The sequence below is a fragment of the Reichenbachiella agarivorans genome, assembly GCF_025502585.1.
In the GTDB taxonomy this organism is placed as follows: Bacteria; Bacteroidota; Bacteroidia; order Cytophagales; family Cyclobacteriaceae; genus Reichenbachiella; species Reichenbachiella agarivorans.
Genome location: NZ_CP106679.1, coordinates 3,724,985 through 3,743,072, shown reverse-complemented (window position 1 = coordinate 3,743,072; position 18,088 = coordinate 3,724,985). Strand labels below are relative to the sequence as shown.

Here is an 18,088-nt window from a genome sequence, read left to right as displayed (position 1 = left end):
TATAGAATAGTCACCAATGGTTGGTGGCCATTTTGTTTTCATAGTCTTTTGTTACTGGAGGGTTACGTATGATTCAATGAGAAGTGTCGTACCCAATACGACCAAGTTTAGTCGAATGAAAGAAAATGTAAAGAACTAACTAAAAAATCATGCTATGAGTAACAATAAAATGCTGGTCAATGAGCGCCAAAGAGATTTGGGCAATTTCATGGTAGGACGATTGTTGCCCTTTCGAGAAAAGCGCCAAGTTGGACCTTTCACCTTTATCGATCACATGGGACCGGCAGCTATCACGACAGGCAGATACATAGATGTGGATCAACACCCTCATATTGGTTTGTCTACCCTTACTTATCTCTTTGAGGGTGAGATTGAGCACAGAGATAGCACGGGATCATTTCAGGTGATTCATCCTGGTGATGCGGGCTTCATGACGGCTGGCAAAGGAGTGACCCACACCGAACGTACACCTGTAGAGCAAAGAGACGGTGCGAAGTACAGCATGCATGGCTACCAGATTTGGGTAGCTCTACCCAAAGATAAGGAAGACATGGAACCGAGGTTTGACTATTACCCAGCCCAAGATCTACCTAGATGGGAGGAGGCAGGACTCTCTATCGTACTGGTTGCTGGTACTGCCTTTGGAAGACAATCTCCTTTGACAGGGTATTCCAGTCTATTTATGGTGGATGTTCATGCGACAAACGACACGCATCTGGAACTAAAGAACCAACTCAAAGGAGAGGTAGCCTTTGTGATCGTAAAAGGCAGCATCACTGACGAAGGAGAAACCATCGAAGCTGGTCAGATGATGATTAGCAAGACCGATGAAGAGTGCGGCATAGAACTAAAAAAAGGTACGAGATTGTTGCTTTTCGGTGGAGAGCCCTTGCCAGAGGAGCGTTTCCTTTTATGGAATTTTGTTTCCTCCAGCAAAGAAAAATTGCAGCAAGCCAAAGCAGATTGGCAGGCCAAGAGATTTCCAAAAGTAGCAGGAGATAATACCTACATTCCTTTTCCTTGAATTGAGGCTCAGTAGCCCTTCATCCATGTCCAAATAGCCTGAATCGTCTAATTCATGTAAGCTAGGGTATGTTCTTGCACTGACTATTCGACAGGTTCCATCTCTACGACTTGATAGACGTCTTTTCCATCCTGAGTGAGGGGCTGAAAGTAGGTCTCATTGTAGAATACATATTTTACACCTTCTATTTCTATTTCTTCACCTCCTTCGGGGATGTTAGCTACGATTACGCCATCGGGTGCTTGGATGACTTTGTATCCATCTTCTACTTTTTGATAAAAGGCTCCAGAAAAGTAATAATAGGTTGCGTCATTGGATTTGATGGTTTCGACTCCATTTGGTAGGTTGACGATGGTGATGTTGACAGGAGCAGGGACTACATTGTATCCGCCCTGCGCTTCTACATAATAGACCCCTTGATCATAGTAGTAGTGCTGATTCTCTATCGATACGATGATCGCAGTAGTCGCGATGGTAGCTATGAAAAAACCCACTGGATGCCAGTATGGGCCATAGTAGTAGGGGTGGTATGGATGATAATGATAAGGGTAATACCCACGATGTCCGTTGTAATATCGGTTGTTGTGGCTGTTGTTGATACGGACATTTCTATTCACATTCACATTGATGTTGGTCTGGCTGTTATCAATGTTGACCTTGTTTTTGGGTTTGACCGTATGGTTTCCTCCGTTGACATGGTCGTTTCCCGTATTTCTACTAGCTACTTGTGATCTGGTATCAGGTTTATGCTGAGGCCTAGTGACCGTAGTATTGGTTCTGTTTTCAGTCTTAGGTCTCACTTGCGGTCTTTGGGTACTCGTCTGTGGTCTCGTAGTGGCTCTGGATGCTCCACCATTGATTGAGCCTCGATTCATGCTGCCGCCTCTGTTGATAGTAGTAGGGGCATGTTTGAGCCTTTGTGCAAACGCTGTATTCGATACCAAAAATAGTATCAGTAGGAGCGTAGTGATCGTGCCTGTTTGTTGAGTCATGACGTTTGTTTTTTTACAATAATGGTTTCTTTGGTTGCGTCTTTTGGAGGGGTAAACATGAATAAACTCTCTGGCAAGTGAGGGTTTGTTCTCCAGTTGGAGAAAGTTGCAATGTATTTTTCTCCTTTTCTTTCACCTAGGTAATATATTTCTAATTGCTTGGGGAGCTTGGTGTTGGGATCAATCAAAATATAAACGTCTAGGTTTGCATTGGTGGCATTGATTTCGGTGTAGGAGGTCTTCATGATTTGGCGTTGGCCTAGTGCAACGATCGTGTCAAAGTGATTGATCAAATCATCAGTCAAGGTAGGGTAGAAGAAATCCGCTGCTGGAAAATCCAACTTGAAGTGATTGTGTGTGGAGTCAATCATGGCTATGATCGTATTCGGTACATCGATGATGTCGTATTGATTTTCGTTGTATAGCAGGGTAGCCAATTGTTTGCCGTCGTACCAAAATCCCTTGCGAAACAGCTCATTGTCTGTGTAGATGTACATCCGATTGGAGTCTCTCATGTACACATCACTTTGTGAAAATTTTGAGATCAATTCACCATTTTCAAACTTGTCTGATTGGACATTGATCGTAAGACTCACCGAGTGTAGTCTGCCGATGGTTTGTGTGAGGCTGTCCAGACTGTTGATAGCGGCCTCATCATACAGCTCTTTTTGACCACTTTCACAACTGAGAATGAATATTGAAAGCGATATGGCAAGTAGAAGTTGACTCAGGTATTTCATTTTGTTTGATTTTTGATTCAATGCAAATTAGAACGTTTCGTTGAGTTTGATGTAAAATCCTTGTGTCCCATAGTCTCCCCAACCGTAATCCAAACCAATGTTGGTTCGGGCTTTTTGATTGAAAGCGATTCTGAGACCCAGACCATAGCCTTTGTTGACATAATCGAATAGGCTGATGTCATTGCCCTCTGCACTGGCAGTGGTGATGTTGAAAAATGCCACCATGCCTAGGAAATGAGGGTTGTTTTTTGTGGCTAGAACCGTCTTTCTAAACTCCGTTTCTGCATAGACCATGTTTTGACCTCTGAATCTACCCTGCGCATAGGGGCGTCCTGATTTGGCAAACTGATCCGTACCAATGGCAGGAAGTAGGAGGTAAGGCAAATCTCCACTGGTCGTGAAATTGCCCCATGTCCAAAAGCCCAAAATGTTGTTGTTATTGTCTGGGGTGAAGTTGAAATAATCACGGTACTCCAACCATAGGGTGGTTGACGATTGGTCACTTCCCATCCAGGTTGGGTTCATCTTGAAATTGATGTAGGCATAGCGACCTTTGTAGGGGTTGTTTTGGTTGTCTCTGGTGTCATAGATGCCATTGAGCGATATGCCCGTCAAAGTCGATTCGCTCTGATGAAAATCGTGTTTGACATTGTAGGCATAATAACTGGTGATTTGGGGATCCAATGAATCGAGACGCAACATTTGATCATTGACGTCCGAAAACTGATCAAAATGGATTCCAACACCTGCATAAAAACCTGAATTGATCTTCTTCAATACGGTTTCGTACAATCGAATCCACTTAAACTCCAGCATTTGGGCTTGGTCAATCCCATCGATACTGGATCCATCGTCGAATTCAAATCCGTTGGCTACCAACTTGGCTGACTGTGGACCTGTGCCCAAGCCATAGGTCGGTTGGCTAGAATCAAGGTAGCGCCAATCACCAATGAGAATCAAATCGTTGTGTGCGGTGTATGCGGCACTTTTGACCGTGAAGATGGTTTGTTTTTTGGTAGTGAATATCAAGCCTGCCAAGGCGGTAGAGATCTTGGTGTCGGCAGGGTCACCTAGGTAGGAGCTCACGGCTGCACCTACGCCATACATGAATCCAAAGGCTGGGTTCATCCCAATCGCAGGAACTGGAGAAAAATAGATATCTCCCTCTTCAGGTGGTTTGTTCTTCTTGACCTTTTTTGCCTCTCTTTTGGACAAAGGCTGATCGACAAGGGTAGTGTCTGTTTGAGCGGTGGCTGATAGCCACATTACACAATGGATGATCATCACTATCACTGCCGACCTACTTATTATTCCTTTCGTTTGGTTCATCTTAGCTTTTTATTTCACTCATTATGGTTTTTTCATGTTCACCTTGATCAGGTTCCAGTGATTTTGTGCTGCCAGCAATTCCTTGTCTTGAACTGGAGAATAGAATCCGGGGAAATTATCAACATGAGACTTTTTTAATTTAAACTAAAATGTATAAAAACGCTTTGATGCCCTAGTCAATGCAATAAATAGGCGTGTTGCTTAGACAACCAGATGTGGTCTAAGCAACCTCACAAATGAAATTATTTGGTAGCAGCTACTGGATAGGTTTTCATCAGTTTGCTGATCTTTTTAGGAATACCTTTTTCTCTTTTTTCAGGTTTTTCTTTGACGACAGCAGTCAGGATTCCTTGCCATACGAGGTCTTTGGACTCAGTGTCATACATGTCTACTACCAGGGTGCCTTCTGTGTAGTCATTTTCAGAGTAGGAAGTAGTCGAAGTACCCATTCCTCCTGCTCCATAACCCCATCCCCAGCGACCGCCATAGCCCATTCCTCCGTTGTAGGTAGTATAGGCGGTGGTGCTAGTCTTCTCGTCCACGACTATAAACAGCGTAATGGTCGCATCTCCACCCGTCTCTGCTAAAGTCATGCCTCTGCTGTCAAATTCTGATTTGAGGGCGTCCAAGATTCTTTTCTTGTCAAAATCATTGACACTTTCGCTACTATTCTTTTCCCAACCCGCAAAGGTGTAGGTTTTATATTTTGAGAAATCTGCGTCTTTGTTGTAGTCACTTTTTACTTGTGCATAGGTCAGTTGGGCTGCCATGAATAAAACGAGTGTCATTAGGCTGGCTTTGAGTACATTTTTCATTTTCAATTCAAGTTATTTGTTATACATGTTTATTTTTTCATTTACCCTGTGGTAGATTCTGATCTGTGCTCAAGGTAAGATGCTTTTGAAACAATTGATTTGTATCCAGTCGGTCAACTGCATAGCTGGCAATCTATGGCTAGATGTATGTTTTAGCATATTAGGTGAATTGCTCCTGTTAAATTTAGTGAAACTGCTATCGAATATAAATCCTTTGTAAAGTTATTACTAGTTTGACCGTAGAATTAGTCAATTGCAGTTAAGTTCCAATTAAGTTTTGGGATCAAAAAGATCTACCCACACCTATGCCTAGCACCCAAGAGTTGTAAGCATTGATTTTGAAATCCGACATCAAACTCGCGGCTATTTCCCATTCTCCTGGTAGCTCCCAGCCATAGTCTAGTCCCACTCTGAATAGGGTCAGGTTTTCTTCTTTGGCAAATTCGCCCCCTCCACCGAGCATCACTGAGAAATGCTCTCCGAATTTGCGAGATACGGTGATGGTGGATGCCAATGGTCGGCTTCTTTGTAGGGTTGCACCTTCTTCGTCATCGTATTCGAAATTTTCGAGTACCAGATCAGAGTGCAACCCAATGCTCCATTTGGATGTGATACGGTAGTCATAGTCGATTCCCCAGCTCCCTAGTACGAGCCATTCTTTTTTACCGTTGTTGTCGATACCGGCAGGGACGTGCGTATGTCCCATCACGACCATGATTTTATGGTGTTTGAATTTTTCTTCGCTCGACTCTTTTTCTTCGTTTTGTCCCCAGCATAGATGCATGCAGAGCAGTGAGAGGCATAGTAGTGTGGTTGTTTTCATGTTTCTAGTATTGAGTATTGAAATCTGAGTATTGAATACAAAGTACATTGAGTTTTGACCTTGTGATGATTGTTTAGCCACGGTTGTTCCATGCCGATCCAAATACGATGTAGTAGGCAAAGTCCTCATTGGACGCGGCTACATCTATGCCCATTCGCAAGCCAAATTTGCGGGCCATCAAGTAGCGAAAACCTGTGCCATAGTTGTACACCAAGGTAGCACTGGAGAAACTCTCTTTGTCAGGTACAGCCTTGGCCATGCCTGTAAATAGCACTGCACTCCAGCGCATCGTAAAATCATAGCGTTGCTCAGTCTCTACGAGGTAGGTAGACTTGCCTTGGTACCTTGCCATCGGCACTCCTCTCAGGTTGATACCAGGATTGAGATAGAATGGAGAGTCTCCAAACTGAAATCCCGTCTCTAGTCGGAAACCACTGACCCAGTTGTCCGTCGTCTGAATGAACTGAAATGCCTTGAGATTGACATTCCTAAATTCAAAGTCACTGCCTGTCCACGCGGCATTGATGGTAAAATTGGCAGAAAGCAGCTGACCACTGTTGGGCGTGAAGGCATTGTCACGGGCGTCATATTCTACGACGAGTCCAGGACTACTGACATGACTCTTGAGGGATTTGTCAGTGACAAAGTCTGGCAGCGTAGTAAAACCAAACTCAGGAGAGACATCACTGCTCATGTACAAATATTGGATGCCCGCAAATACATTGCTATGACCTATCTCTTTGGTCAGGGAACCAAAAAAAGGGATGGATTTAAAATTGAAGCTAAATTTCTTTTCTCCCAGTCCTCCGATGTCTCTGTAAAAGTCCATATTGACCGAGCCATATCCTGCGCCAATCCGATACTTCAAACCATAGCGAGGCAAGGAAGCGATTCGCATGGCGCCCAGCATCCATGTCTGGTTGACCGTGTAGGCGGCAAAACCCACCGTGACATTGGGGGGAGTGTATCTGCCTGCCTCTTGGTATTTGTTGGGATGTATGAAAATAGGGGCAAAGGAAAGACCAAAATGACCTAAGGCGGGTTCGGTGATGATCTGAAGCAAGGGAATGAAACCATTGGCTGACATCAAAAAATCACTGGCGTCCAATCTATGGTCAAGCGAATCTCTTAATGCTCCTTTCTTTTCTTGGTCTTGGGACAAGCATGTGAAACTCTGATAGAGGATGGCAACTACCAAGTAGGTTCTTTTGAGCATGAGTTAGTTATTGGTTCTTTTCTATGCAAAGTAAAGAATATGCCTCATTATGAGAATGGATGGGAACGGTTTTTTAAGGATAGCTGGTGCTATGGGTAGAGACCTTATTTCAAGTAGGCTTGTTATTCGATCATCCCTATAACAAAAAACGGTCTCACTACAGCGAGACCGTTTTACGGTGTGATACTAAACATGGCTTTAGATTTAAGTGAAACTTAAGCAGCTGGCTCTGTATTACTAGCCAAGCTTACCTTTTCGTACTGCAGCGTTTTGGTCAGCTTTTGTAGCCTTGGACCTGGTCTAAACCTGATTCTGGCGCTTTTGATGCTACCTGCACGAAATTCCTCCTGCGTCTCCACGCCATGGCTACTCAGTGTCAAGAAGAAGGTGCCGAGGTTACTCAACCTGACCTGCCGACCAAATGCGAGCTGCATCTCTATGACCTCTATCAAGGTCCCGATAGCACCCATTACAGTGCCGTAGTTCAAACTGGATACTTTGCTGATGATCTCGACCAATTCCTCAAAGCTGACGTCATCACCGTTGATGATTCTGGCATAAAACTTTCTGGGGAGCGATAGATCCCTTGGATCAATGCGCTCAGTCACTTTATATAGTACTGACATAATTGAAAATTATTTAAAATGTGAAAAATGATTTTGATAAGAATCCTGACGGAGCGCTCTGTGTGGGATTTGTCTGATCCAAGACAAGTATGATGCCAAAAAGACTAAGGGTTTTGTCAAAAAACGTTAAAAATAATTGCATCCTTTGGTACCAGATAATCCCGCAACCAAGGCTTCTGAGAGGGTTTTTCATGTATAATCAAAAGGTAACGTTACCGTGGCATGGAAGTACCGTTACCGCAGGTCAGAGGTAACGTTACCATGAGGTCAAGGTAACGTTACAAAGTGGTCGAGGTAACGTTACCAGAGCCTTGAGGTAACGGTACATGGGAGCTGAGGTAACGTTTAGTCAGGGAAACCGCTCCCCACCACCCAAATCATCTACCAAGATTTGGGTATATTTCTATGAATAGTGCAACAAAGCATCCGTCTTTTGGTGAGATATGGGGTTGAGGAGTTAATTTTGGTAGGAGGCAAGAGTGAAGAAAGCTACCTTATCTACAAATCAGAGAACTTAGATTTACTCATGCCATAAGGCAAGTATGCGGAACTTTTGTCCGCATACTCAATTGTTAGCCACAATAACTCACCATGGAAGAAAAAATACTTGAAACATTTGTAAGCTCATTCGTAACTGAACTAGTTAAGGAGAGTAAATCCATATTTAGTGATCTGGCTGATGAAGGAAGTCAGCTCATTAAAACCGGGCTTAAAAGGTATCTGACAAAACAAAAGGATAAGTATTCACATCTTAAAACCCTCTTGAGAGGTAATACACCAGTTTATTTATATGATATTTATTACCCCCTAAAATTGATCAACAGAGATGATGAATCTGTTATCAAAACAAATGTAGTTAGCGAAGTTTTTAGTAAGTCTAATTTTATTACAATCATTGGAGACGCTGGAAGCGGGAAAAGTACATTAATTAAACATCTATTTCTTAATTCAATTTATACCAAACACTCAATACCAATACTTGTCGAATTAAGGTATTTAAATGAATACGATTCTAATTTGGATTCCTACATTATCGACAAAGTCCTTGAAAATAAAATTGCCGAAAATCCAAAAATTTTAGAGAGGCTATTTCAAGGTGGCAAATTCACTTTTTTTCTGGATGGATACGATGAGCTTAATTCCGAAATTAAAACCCAAGTAATTGAAAGTTTAAACTCTTTTATCAATCAGTTTCCTGAAAATAATTTCATTCTAACCACTAGGCCCTACAGCGACATTGAGCACCTTCAGCTATTTCACAATTACTACGTCAAAAGTCTTTCGCTGGAAGAGGGAGAGATCGAAGGATTTGTATACAAGCAACTCGAAGCTGAAAAGGAAGTTGCTGGAAAAATTGTTGAATCAATTGAAACTAATGATTCTGAATACATCCAAAGCTTTTTGACTAATCCACTTTTATTATCCTTATTTATTTTAACGTTTCAGAGTAATGCAGCGGTACCAGGCAAGAAATATATTTTCTACAGACGTGTTATTCAAGCACTATTTTCCGAACATGATAGTAAAACCAAGCTAGGTTTTGTAAGGGAAAAGCACAGCAACTTAAAGCAAGAAGAGTTTGAGGAACTTCTAAAAGTGTTTTGCTTTCTATCCTATTTTGAATCAAACTATTCTTGGGATATTGATTACATTTTTGAAAAGTTCGATCAAATAAAAAAGAAGAAAAATTTAGCATTTGCCAATAATAAAGTTGTTCAAGATTTAAAGTCTGCAATAGCGTTATGGGTTGAAGACAATGGCGAATATTCATTTGCTCATAGATCACTTCAAGAATATTTTTCAGCTCTTTTCGTCAAAAATTTAAATCCCGATGACAATGCTAGAATTTATCAAAAAATAATTGACCGTTTCGCTGGTCATAGAAGATCATTAAATGAAATTGAGAATTTTCTTTCTCTGCTGGAAGAAATGGATTCTCTTAATTTCAAAAGATACTATTACTTACCATTGCTTAATGAACTTCGATCTCAAATTGACTCAAGTTCAAACGAGAATTTATACCTGTCATTGCTGAAATTTTTTGCACGGGGAGTTGTCATTCCAACTGAACGTGCGGTAGATCACAGGAGATCAAATAGGTATTTTATTGATGTAATTATTAATGATCCCATAGTCTATAGGGCGATTTTTATCCACCTACCTTTCACAAGAGAACTTGATAATGTCTTGAGACATTCAGTTAGAAAACCTGATTGTAAAATCAAAACAGCAAATGACACATTTAAACTTCCTGGCGATGGAAAAGGAAATGAAAAGGAATTCCCATTCATAAACTTTGATAAAACAATTCCTGACGAATTTAATAATGAGTGTTACAAACCAGTATTAAAGATTGCCAAGGATCTGGACAAATTTATTGATAGAGAAATTTTAAAAACTGAATCTTTCATAAAGAACTCAATTGATACTGATAAGGATTTAGTTGATCTAATTTAAAAGTGGCTAACAAACACTAAAATGAATATACGAACTGAGCTATCTGAAAGAACAATGCGAAATAGAATCTCCAGTGCTTCTAGCAACTGGGGCGCATACTCATTTTAGTTGGACGTTGTACATAATGCGAAAAAAGAAGTGAATGAGCTAAAAATCATAAGAGAATATTACAAACCGATTCAACCAACAGTGTCGGATAGTGATAACGAAATTAGTTACCAAGAAAGTAAACCAAATAACAAAATTGAAAATTTAGTTTACTGTTTTTGGCAACTTAAAGCACAGAAACTATTAAACAACGATTACAATTACCGAGTTGTTTCAGACGGTTGTATTGACATATTTTTTAACTGTAAACAACCGATGGAAAGCTTTGTGATGGGATTTTGTAGAAGGTTTGTTCAATTCCCCATTGGAAAGGAATTTGATTACATAGGTATTCGGTTCTTGCCTTCTGCATTTTCATACTTGTTTGGAGTTGATGCACGAAGCTTAAGCAATCAATCTCAGGAACTGATCAAAGTTTTACCTAACTTTTCGGACTGGATAAATTCAGAAATAAAACCTACGGATTCATTTGAAAACATTAAAAAAATACTGAACGAAAAAATAATTGGATTTTCAAAAAGACAAGATGTTCATTATGACCAACGTTTTTTAGATTCACTAAGTCTGATTTTAAAAAAAAATGGAAATTTGAACACCGAGAAAGACCTTAATACGGGCTTAAGCCCAAGACAACTTCGCAGAATTTTTAACTTTTATATCGGAACTACAGCTAAATCGTTTAGCAATGTTGTACGCTTTCAGTATATTTTAAATGCAAAGCCTTCTAAACAAAGTCTAAGAGAAAACAAACTCTACTTTGATGTTGGATTTTTTGACCAAGCCCATTTTGTTAAAAGCTTCAAAACCTACTACGGAGTTACACCTTCAGAAGCCTTCCATTAAGTTTGTCCGATTTTTACAATGCCTAAGTTTCTTGTTAACCCAAATTTGTAGCAAAAAATTATTGGCAATGAAGGTATTATTATTAATTGTATTTGTTCTTACCGTAGGTTGGACAAGTGCACAAACAACAAACAACATGAAACTTAACGCTGGGATAATTACTGAAAAATTACAGGAAACCAAGAAATTCTACACAGAAGTTTTGGACTTTGGAGTAAGTTTTGAAAACGAATTTTATCTATTACTTCACACACCCAACAATTCGGCAGAAATCAGTTTTTTGCAACCGAATCACCCAAGCCAAGAAACTATTTTCCAATCGGAATTTAATGGAAAGGGCGTTTATTTGACAATTGAGGTTGAAAACGTAGATGAAGTGTACAAGCAACTAAAAGAAAAAGGAGTCCAGATGAAAATCGAAATCCGCAACGAACCTTGGGGAGACAGACATTTTGCAATCAAAGACCCAAATGGAATTGGAATTGACATTGTGACTTATACAAAACCTTATGAATAACTCCACTGGTCTTAGTTTTCACTAAGACCCAAAACATGAAGGGAGTCCGCCTGGTGCTGGAGTTTATCCGGTTTGAGATAACCTGTATGTCATGGCAGGGGGTGAGATCGGCTTGTATCTTCTGAAAATTCTTAGAACCTAGATTGGAGGTGAAAAGCAGGGCAAGGATGGACTGATTCATCAAGAATCGAATTGCGGAAAGCATCAAAAAAGCATCTGAAGTAGCATTTTGAGCAAATCCATTATTGGCAATTCTATGAACAACAAAGGTACAATGGGTATGATCGATGTTAACAAGCTTGTCAACATAGTGCGCCAATCAAATGGAACTGGACTCATGTTATCTACTGCATGATACAAGTCGTTTAGATCTACTCCTGTTGATGCATCTTCGATTCTCATTGAACTTTCCTGAGAGCTGTTTTGTATCAGTTTGTTATCAAATAATCGATAGTGATGATTGATGAACGCACCATAGTCAAAAATTCCTTTGCGACGGGTGTTGCTGATTTTATAGACGAAGACCATAAGTGGTGCTATATTGATAAAAATAACCAAGCAAATGAATATCAAGACGAGTGTATAATGCTCCAGTAATTTGAAATCTAAATACAACATTCTGTTTGCCAACATAGCGGCAAACAATACACCTATTGCCAAGGTGATCGGTCCAAAAGTTAATGGAGGCTCGCCCAAGAAGCCAAGACCACCAGCTTTGTCTGGGTGAGCTGGATGCAGTCGGAACTTTATTTTTGAAATCATGAACAGCAAACGAAACCATATCAACCATCGCCAAAGCCATCTTAGTATCAAAAATTGAAACAAAGGAAGACTTACAAAAACTACCCATATTCCTGCAAAGGATAATCTATCATCACCATAGGGATGAAACCATGAGGTCAAGGTGTATTCGTTTTGCGTGATTTTGACAGCAACACCGATGACCACTATGATCAACATGACCACTTCCGCCCACAAGGACTCGCACATTCGGTCTGCTTTGACTTTAGCTTGATGAAAAGAGTCCATCTCTTCCGGGCCAATTAGTCCTGATTGGATGAACTGAGAAATCACCTGCTTGCTACGCTTATCGACCCGTGACTCTGCTAAAAACATCAACGGTAAGACAATCAAGTATCTGGTGTGAGTACCGATGTCTTGCCATAGTGGAATGTCTACCTTTCCTATCAATATATGATCCCATGCTGACAGGGCTATCAATGGTAGCCAAGTAAAACCTAGCAGTAACAGTATTTTAGAAAAGACACTGGGAGAACCTTTTTTTACAATGTGCATCTTATCAAAAAACCGATCTAGCAAACCACCTCTTATAATAGAAAATTCATTGATCATGGTAGCATTCATAATTAATCAGCACAGCATGACTGAGCCCAGAGTGTTTTTTGGATGTACTAACAATGCTAGCATTGCCAGTACATCCAGAAAATTACTGATATTTCACTGTAGTTATCTGTAGCTCTCCTTCAAGAGGGTACGGCTTTTCCTCAAAGTATTCCTGTGATACAGGAGAACCCAAATCACTGCCAAAATCAAGACAATCATTGGCAGTAAAAATCAAAGGAGCACATCTTGGTATTGTGCCACTGAGTACCTCCTTTCCATTCACTAATATTTGGATTTTACCTTCCAAGGCTCGTTTAGCTGTCCATTGATAGCTACTCTTTACTTCTATTTTAGCCTTTCCACCGTTTAGCTTGTCCTTGCTTTTCAACTTGGTTCTTTCTATTTCGAACAGGTTATACTCATAGTTGATGTAGCCGTCTTTCATGTAGCAAGTCAAGCCACCCGAAAAGCCACCCAATGCATACAATACGCCATTGGCATTCTCAGCTAGATTCAAATCCATCGTCAATATGTTGTTGGTATTGCCCAGCGAAGGAGACGAAAACTCAGGCATACGGGTGATGTTGCCTCTAAAAGTCCATTCCTTATAGGGGGGAGCTGGCTTTTCTTGAGGATTGGCAAGAACCCATAGTCCTCCGCCTATAGGTAAGTTCTTGTTCTTCGTTGACTCGATTATGAACAACTCCTTCATGTCTGCAAGTTTTTTGGGCATTTTCTTCGCTAAATCGTTGGCTTGTGTCCAATCTTCCTCAAGGTTGTATAATTCCCACTGATCCTCTCTGGGGTCCCATTTTGCAATATCTGGAGCACCTGGCAACCAGGGTGTTCTTGGACCAAATGTACAGGCAAACCACCCATCTTGATAAATACCTCTACTACCCATGATATCGAAAAACTGAGTTTTGCGCTGACCTTCTGCCTTGGCATCGTCAAAGGTGTAACGCATACTGATACCGTCAATCGGATCCTGAGGGATGCCATTTACCACTTGTGGCATTTCGATATCCAATATATCTAGCACCGTAGGTGCGATGTCTACTACGTGGTGAAATTGTGGTCTTGGTGTTTTATTGGCTTTAATGCCTGCTGGCCAACTCACAGCTAGTGGCTGGCGTGTACCCCCAAAATGTGCACCTACCAATTTGGTGCTTTTGTATGGTGTGCTTCCTGCCCATGCCCAACCAGCATGATACATGTTGTCGGTTTTTTCGGTGCCTAATGCTTCCAGACCTCCCAGTTCTTCCAAGACATTTAAGTGATCCTGAATTTCTGTGGCGATACCATTTTGAGCCAACAACTCACTGATCGATCCATTTTGTCCCTCTGAGCTAGATCCATTGTCTCCCCAGATATAGAATACCAAGGTGTTGTCTAGTTTCCCCTGCTGCTCTAGTTCATCCAGAATACGCCCAGCATGATGATCTGCGTGTTCAGTGAATCCTGCAAAAACTTCCATCAACCGTCTTTGGAATGGCTTTTCTGTATCAGGAATGGACTTCCAAGAAGCCATTGTTTTGTTACGCTCCGTTAGTATAGCATTCTGAGGAATCCATCCGAGTTCTTTTTGTCTTTTGAAGGTTCTTTCACGGTAAGCATCCCACCCATCGTCAAATTTACCTTTGTACTTGTCCGCCCATTCTACTGGTACATGGTGCGGTCCATGCGATGCACCTGTCGCCCAATACATGAGAAATGGTTTGTCAGGAGCAAAAGCTTCTTGCTCTCTGAGCCAAAGGATCGCATCATCAGCAATATCACCTGTTAGGTGGTAAGGGCTGCCATCATCTAGTTTTTCTGGTGTTTCCACTACAGTGGTATTTCGTACCAAGGACGGTTCATACTGTGACGCCTCACCAGCCAAGAAACCATAAAAATACTCAAATCCATAGCCTGTTGGCCAATATTCAAATGGACCCTTGGATGTCGTTTGAGCAGCTGGCGAATTGTGCCACTTGCCCCAAGCGCCAGTGTTATAGCCATAGTTTTTTAGTACCTCTGCGATGGTGGCACTTGACTTGGGTATTGTCCCACTGAAACCATCCCAGTCATTGGCTAGTTCGGCAATCTGACCGTTTCCGACGCGTGTATGATTGCGCCCAGTAATCAAAGAGGCTCTGGTTGGTGAGCACATAGCTGTAGAGTGAAACCTGTTGTAGGAAATGCCAGCATTGGCCACTCTAGTCAGGTTAGGTGTGTGGATTTCTCCGCCGTAGGTGTCAGGAGTACCTGGTCCTACATCATCTATCAGGATGATCAAAATATTGGGGGCTTTCTCAGGCAATCTATTGGGTTCAACATGGGACTTGTAGATTGATTCTTGCATTGTGGGTCCAGCTGTAGAAGCAGATGGTACTGGTGGGAATGGAAGCGTCTGCTGTGCATACACCCCGAGACTCATAAATAGCACCATTAGCATTAATAAATGCAATTGTTTCATAACGTATAAGTTTAGATATGTTTGATATAAATTAAAATTAATTGCTCATTAATGATTCACAACTATGTGCCATACTCCATCCCTCGTCTTCACACTCAATAACATCATGGAATAATAAAGAGTTGACTTAGTCCCATTCTTGTAAAACTACAAGATAGGGAAGTAAAATCGAGAAAATTCAATGGAAATAACAAACCAGAAATTCATCTATTGGTTACAGTTGGGGCAACTACCCCTCAGGTGATTGCAAAGCCTGCAACACTTCACTGGTCTAAGTGTTAAAACATGAAGGGAGTCCGCCCAGTGCTGGAGATGTAGGAGCAATAGAACTTAAATCTTAAAGCAAAGAGCACCGAGAATCATCTCGGTGCTCTTTGTTTGACTGTGGTAATTGGTATTCTTTGGTTATCTAACTACTATGGGACTTTGTCTGTTGTCTCCTTCGCTGATGACCAAGGGATCGGAGAATGGACCTTTCGCACCATCCAAAACTGCTCTCACGATCAGCGTATAGGTGTTGCCATCAAACAAGCCATTTTTACCCTCAGGTACGGAGATGCCACTATTGAGTAGGTACACATATACATCTTCAAATTCTGAATATGCAGTATTTAAGTAAACAAATTCATCAGTTCCCCCACTGTACTTGCCATAGATTTCATAATCTGAAGCACCTGCTACTGAGTCAAATTCGATATAGACAAAATTATCAGATTCATATACTGAATAGCTGCTATAGTAGGATTCATCCAAGTTAAGATTTAATACCTTGGTCAGTACGATAGAATTAACTGATACTGTAAAATCTATATCTGTCTGATAGGTATGGCCTAAAACTGATGAAACATTGAGACTTACGTTGTAAGAAACACCTGGTTCAAGAGAGGTGCCATTTGGGTCGATTGTTACTGTATTGCCACTGGTAGTTACAGTTACTAAAACATCAACACCTACGTTGTTTTTGTGTAGGGTTGCTGATGCATATGATACTTCTTCTGAGAATTGGAAGGTAATGTTGTCAGCTGGGTCAAAATCGTAGACTTGATTACCATCTTCATCAGTGAGGTTGGTGTGAATGAGTCTAAATTCGGTTGCGCTATTATAATAGAGGATGTAGCTGGTAGAATAGTCACTAGGCAGCTCATAGCGATCGAAAGAAAATCTCTTTTGATCAAACTCATGTCTTAGACTCATATGGACTTCTATGTTGGGCAGATTGGTAAAGCTGATTTTTCCGAGATCGTCTGTAGTAGCTACGATTACAGCGTCTTCGAAAAAGATGCCTGACTCACCCATTTCTTCGACTCCCTCAGTTTCGACCACACGAGCACCTTCTGAAAGATAATACTCGCCACCATAGTAATCGGGCTCTTCATAGTCATACAATATCTCCAATCGAACCTCCATATTGGCAAGTGGTACATCTTCTATTCCATTGGACCAATAGAAGCTGGTTGTAAGTGTTTCGGTTTTTTCATACATAAATACAGGCGAAGTATTCACAATGCTGTTGGCGGTAAATTCTTTGGCTACTTCGACCACTTGCTGTACCATGGTCATGTAGTTTTCTTTCGAAAACTTGAGTAAATAAGAACCCGATGAGTTGCCTTCGAATGAGTAATAGCCGTCGGCCAAAGTGGTGACCGTATCCGCACCCAGTGTCACCAGGACACCTGAGAGTGGCGTGTGGCCATTGTTGTCATAGACTATGCCTTGAATGGTGACAGTGATGTCTTGTTTGAAATTCAACGACACTTTATCATCATTGCATGACGCAAATAATATAGCGACTATACCTAGTGCTACACTTAAAAAGTAACGGTTTTTCATAGGTGGATAATAAGATTATACAAGTTGAGTTTAATTTTTAATAAAGTTATAACGAGATTTTTGGATTTGTTGTATCTATCTATAAATAAAGGCTTTAAGTAAGTTTGAGTATTTTAGTTGGTAATTCAGAGTAGAGGCAATGACCATACGCAATTCTCGTAGTACTTGCAGTATTCTGGTAGCTTCTAGGTCTTCCAACTGTTTTTGCAAAATCCGCTTTTCAGCTCTTATTATTAGCTGACATCTTGGACAATTTTACATCGTCGATACATACGATTTAGAAGCAAAATGAAGAACGTCCAAAACCTATCCAGTCACACAGATGAGCAACTCGTCCAGAGCCTCCAGCAGGGAAACAAGCTTGCCATGGGAGAGTTGTATTCTCGGTATTATATGTTGGTGTTTGCCAAGTGTCTTTCCTTTGTGAAGAATACCGATGATGCCAGTGATTTGGCACAAGATGTGATGCTGCGTGTGATGGAAAAAGCCGCAGGGTTCAAGGGAGAATCCAAATTTTCTACCTGGCTGTACAGTGTCACTTTCAACTACTGCACCGACAAGTTGAGAAAGGCCAAATCCAAACATTTTGAGCCGATCCATGAGCATTTTGATATGGAAGACGATGCGGATGCAGTCCAAGAATTGGAAGTGGCTATGGAACAAATCGTACAAGAAAATGTATGGCAAACCATCTCAGAAGAAGACCAGCAATTGCTCATGATGAAATACCAGCAAAATATGTCTATCAAAGACCTACAGCTAATGTACAACCTGTCTGCCAGTGCAGTAAAGATGCGGTTGATGAGAGCAAGAGAAAAGGCTGTAACCCTCAGAAACCTTAGTTTGTTGGGGCACGCCGCTTAATTTTCCTCTGATAAGCGGAACAAATAAAAGTCATAGGGGTTAGATACAGGTAGTTGTTAACCAACTGATTCCAATATTCATGGATAACAGTTAACTTGTATC

The 18,088-nt window shown here is 41.1% G+C and carries 15 protein-coding genes; 5 read left to right on the top strand and 10 right to left on the bottom strand.

All coding sequences use genetic code 11. The features are described from left to right. The first annotated feature begins 154 nt into the window (after positions 1 to 154). Complete coding sequence (locus N6H18_RS15710) at positions 155 to 1,024, top strand: pirin family protein (protein WP_262309233.1); 870 nt, start codon at positions 155 to 157, stop codon at positions 1,022 to 1,024. An 83-nt stretch (positions 1,025 to 1,107) separates the two neighbouring features. Here the strand turns inward: N6H18_RS15710 and N6H18_RS15705 are convergent, their stop codons facing one another. The 7 genes from N6H18_RS15705 to N6H18_RS15675 all read right to left on the bottom strand — a co-directional run bounded on the left by N6H18_RS15705 (position 1,108) and on the right by N6H18_RS15675 (position 7,565). Beyond that, positions 1,108 to 2,016: a DUF6515 family protein gene (locus tag N6H18_RS15705; RefSeq protein ID WP_262309232.1), complete on the bottom strand. Its 909-nt coding sequence runs from the start codon at positions 2,014 to 2,016 to the stop codon at positions 1,108 to 1,110. Continuing rightward, a complete protein-coding gene (locus N6H18_RS15700) occupies positions 2,013 to 2,756 on the bottom strand; it encodes a DUF2092 domain-containing protein (protein ID WP_262309231.1) in 744 nt (247 codons plus the stop codon). Before N6H18_RS15700 ends, N6H18_RS15705 begins: the two co-directional genes overlap by 4 nt. A 27-nt stretch (positions 2,757 to 2,783) precedes the next feature. Next, positions 2,784 to 4,085, bottom strand: coding sequence for an outer membrane protein assembly factor (locus N6H18_RS15695; RefSeq protein WP_262309230.1), 1,302 nt, complete (start codon positions 4,083 to 4,085; stop codon positions 2,784 to 2,786). 242 nt (positions 4,086 to 4,327) lie between these two features. After that, on the bottom strand, positions 4,328 to 4,900 hold the full coding sequence (locus N6H18_RS15690) for a DUF4136 domain-containing protein (RefSeq protein ID WP_262309229.1): 573 nt from the start codon (positions 4,898 to 4,900) through the stop codon (positions 4,328 to 4,330). Positions 4,901 to 5,183: 283 nt separating this feature from the next. After that, complete coding sequence (locus N6H18_RS15685; RefSeq protein WP_262309228.1) at positions 5,184 to 5,723, bottom strand: hypothetical protein; 540 nt, start codon at positions 5,721 to 5,723, stop codon at positions 5,184 to 5,186. 73 nt (positions 5,724 to 5,796) lie between these two features. After that, entirely contained in the window at positions 5,797 to 6,939 is a 1,143-nt protein-coding gene (locus tag N6H18_RS15680; RefSeq protein WP_262309227.1) for a BamA/TamA family outer membrane protein, read from the bottom strand. 215 nt (positions 6,940 to 7,154) lie between these two features. Continuing rightward, the gene (locus N6H18_RS15675) at positions 7,155 to 7,565 is read right to left on the bottom strand and encodes an HU family DNA-binding protein (RefSeq protein WP_262309226.1); all 411 of its coding nucleotides are present in this window, start codon (positions 7,563 to 7,565) and stop codon (positions 7,155 to 7,157) included. A 591-nt stretch (positions 7,566 to 8,156) separates the two neighbouring features. Here N6H18_RS15675 and N6H18_RS15670 point away from each other — a divergent pair. The 3 genes from N6H18_RS15670 to N6H18_RS15660 all read left to right on the top strand — a co-directional run bounded on the left by N6H18_RS15670 (position 8,157) and on the right by N6H18_RS15660 (position 11,490). Further along, positions 8,157 to 10,022, top strand: a complete 1,866-nt coding sequence (locus N6H18_RS15670; protein ID WP_262309225.1) for an NACHT domain-containing protein — start codon at positions 8,157 to 8,159, stop codon at positions 10,020 to 10,022. 108 nt (positions 10,023 to 10,130) lie between these two features. Then, on the top strand, positions 10,131 to 10,973 hold the full coding sequence (locus N6H18_RS15665) for a helix-turn-helix domain-containing protein (protein WP_262309224.1): 843 nt from the start codon (positions 10,131 to 10,133) through the stop codon (positions 10,971 to 10,973). Positions 10,974 to 11,040: 67 nt separating this feature from the next. Further along, the gene (locus N6H18_RS15660; RefSeq protein ID WP_262309223.1) at positions 11,041 to 11,490 is read left to right on the top strand and encodes a VOC family protein; all 450 of its coding nucleotides are present in this window, start codon (positions 11,041 to 11,043) and stop codon (positions 11,488 to 11,490) included. 204 nt (positions 11,491 to 11,694) lie between these two features. On the opposite strand, the gene N6H18_RS15655 is transcribed toward N6H18_RS15660, so the two are convergent. The 3 genes from N6H18_RS15655 to N6H18_RS15645 all read right to left on the bottom strand — a co-directional run bounded on the left by N6H18_RS15655 (position 11,695) and on the right by N6H18_RS15645 (position 17,122). Beyond that, positions 11,695 to 12,843, bottom strand: a complete 1,149-nt coding sequence (locus tag N6H18_RS15655; protein ID WP_262309222.1) for a hypothetical protein — start codon at positions 12,841 to 12,843, stop codon at positions 11,695 to 11,697. 94 nt (positions 12,844 to 12,937) lie between these two features. Then, on the bottom strand, positions 12,938 to 15,292 hold the full coding sequence (locus N6H18_RS15650; RefSeq protein WP_262309221.1) for an arylsulfatase: 2,355 nt from the start codon (positions 15,290 to 15,292) through the stop codon (positions 12,938 to 12,940). Between the two features lie 405 nt (positions 15,293 to 15,697). Then, positions 15,698 to 17,122: a carboxypeptidase regulatory-like domain-containing protein gene (locus N6H18_RS15645; protein WP_262309220.1), complete on the bottom strand. Its 1,425-nt coding sequence runs from the start codon at positions 17,120 to 17,122 to the stop codon at positions 15,698 to 15,700. A 288-nt stretch (positions 17,123 to 17,410) separates the two neighbouring features. Between N6H18_RS15645 and N6H18_RS15640 the strand changes: the two genes are divergently transcribed. Continuing rightward, entirely contained in the window at positions 17,411 to 17,986 is a 576-nt protein-coding gene (locus tag N6H18_RS15640; RefSeq protein ID WP_262309219.1) for an RNA polymerase sigma factor, read from the top strand. The last annotated feature ends 102 nt before the right edge of the window (positions 17,987 to 18,088 follow it).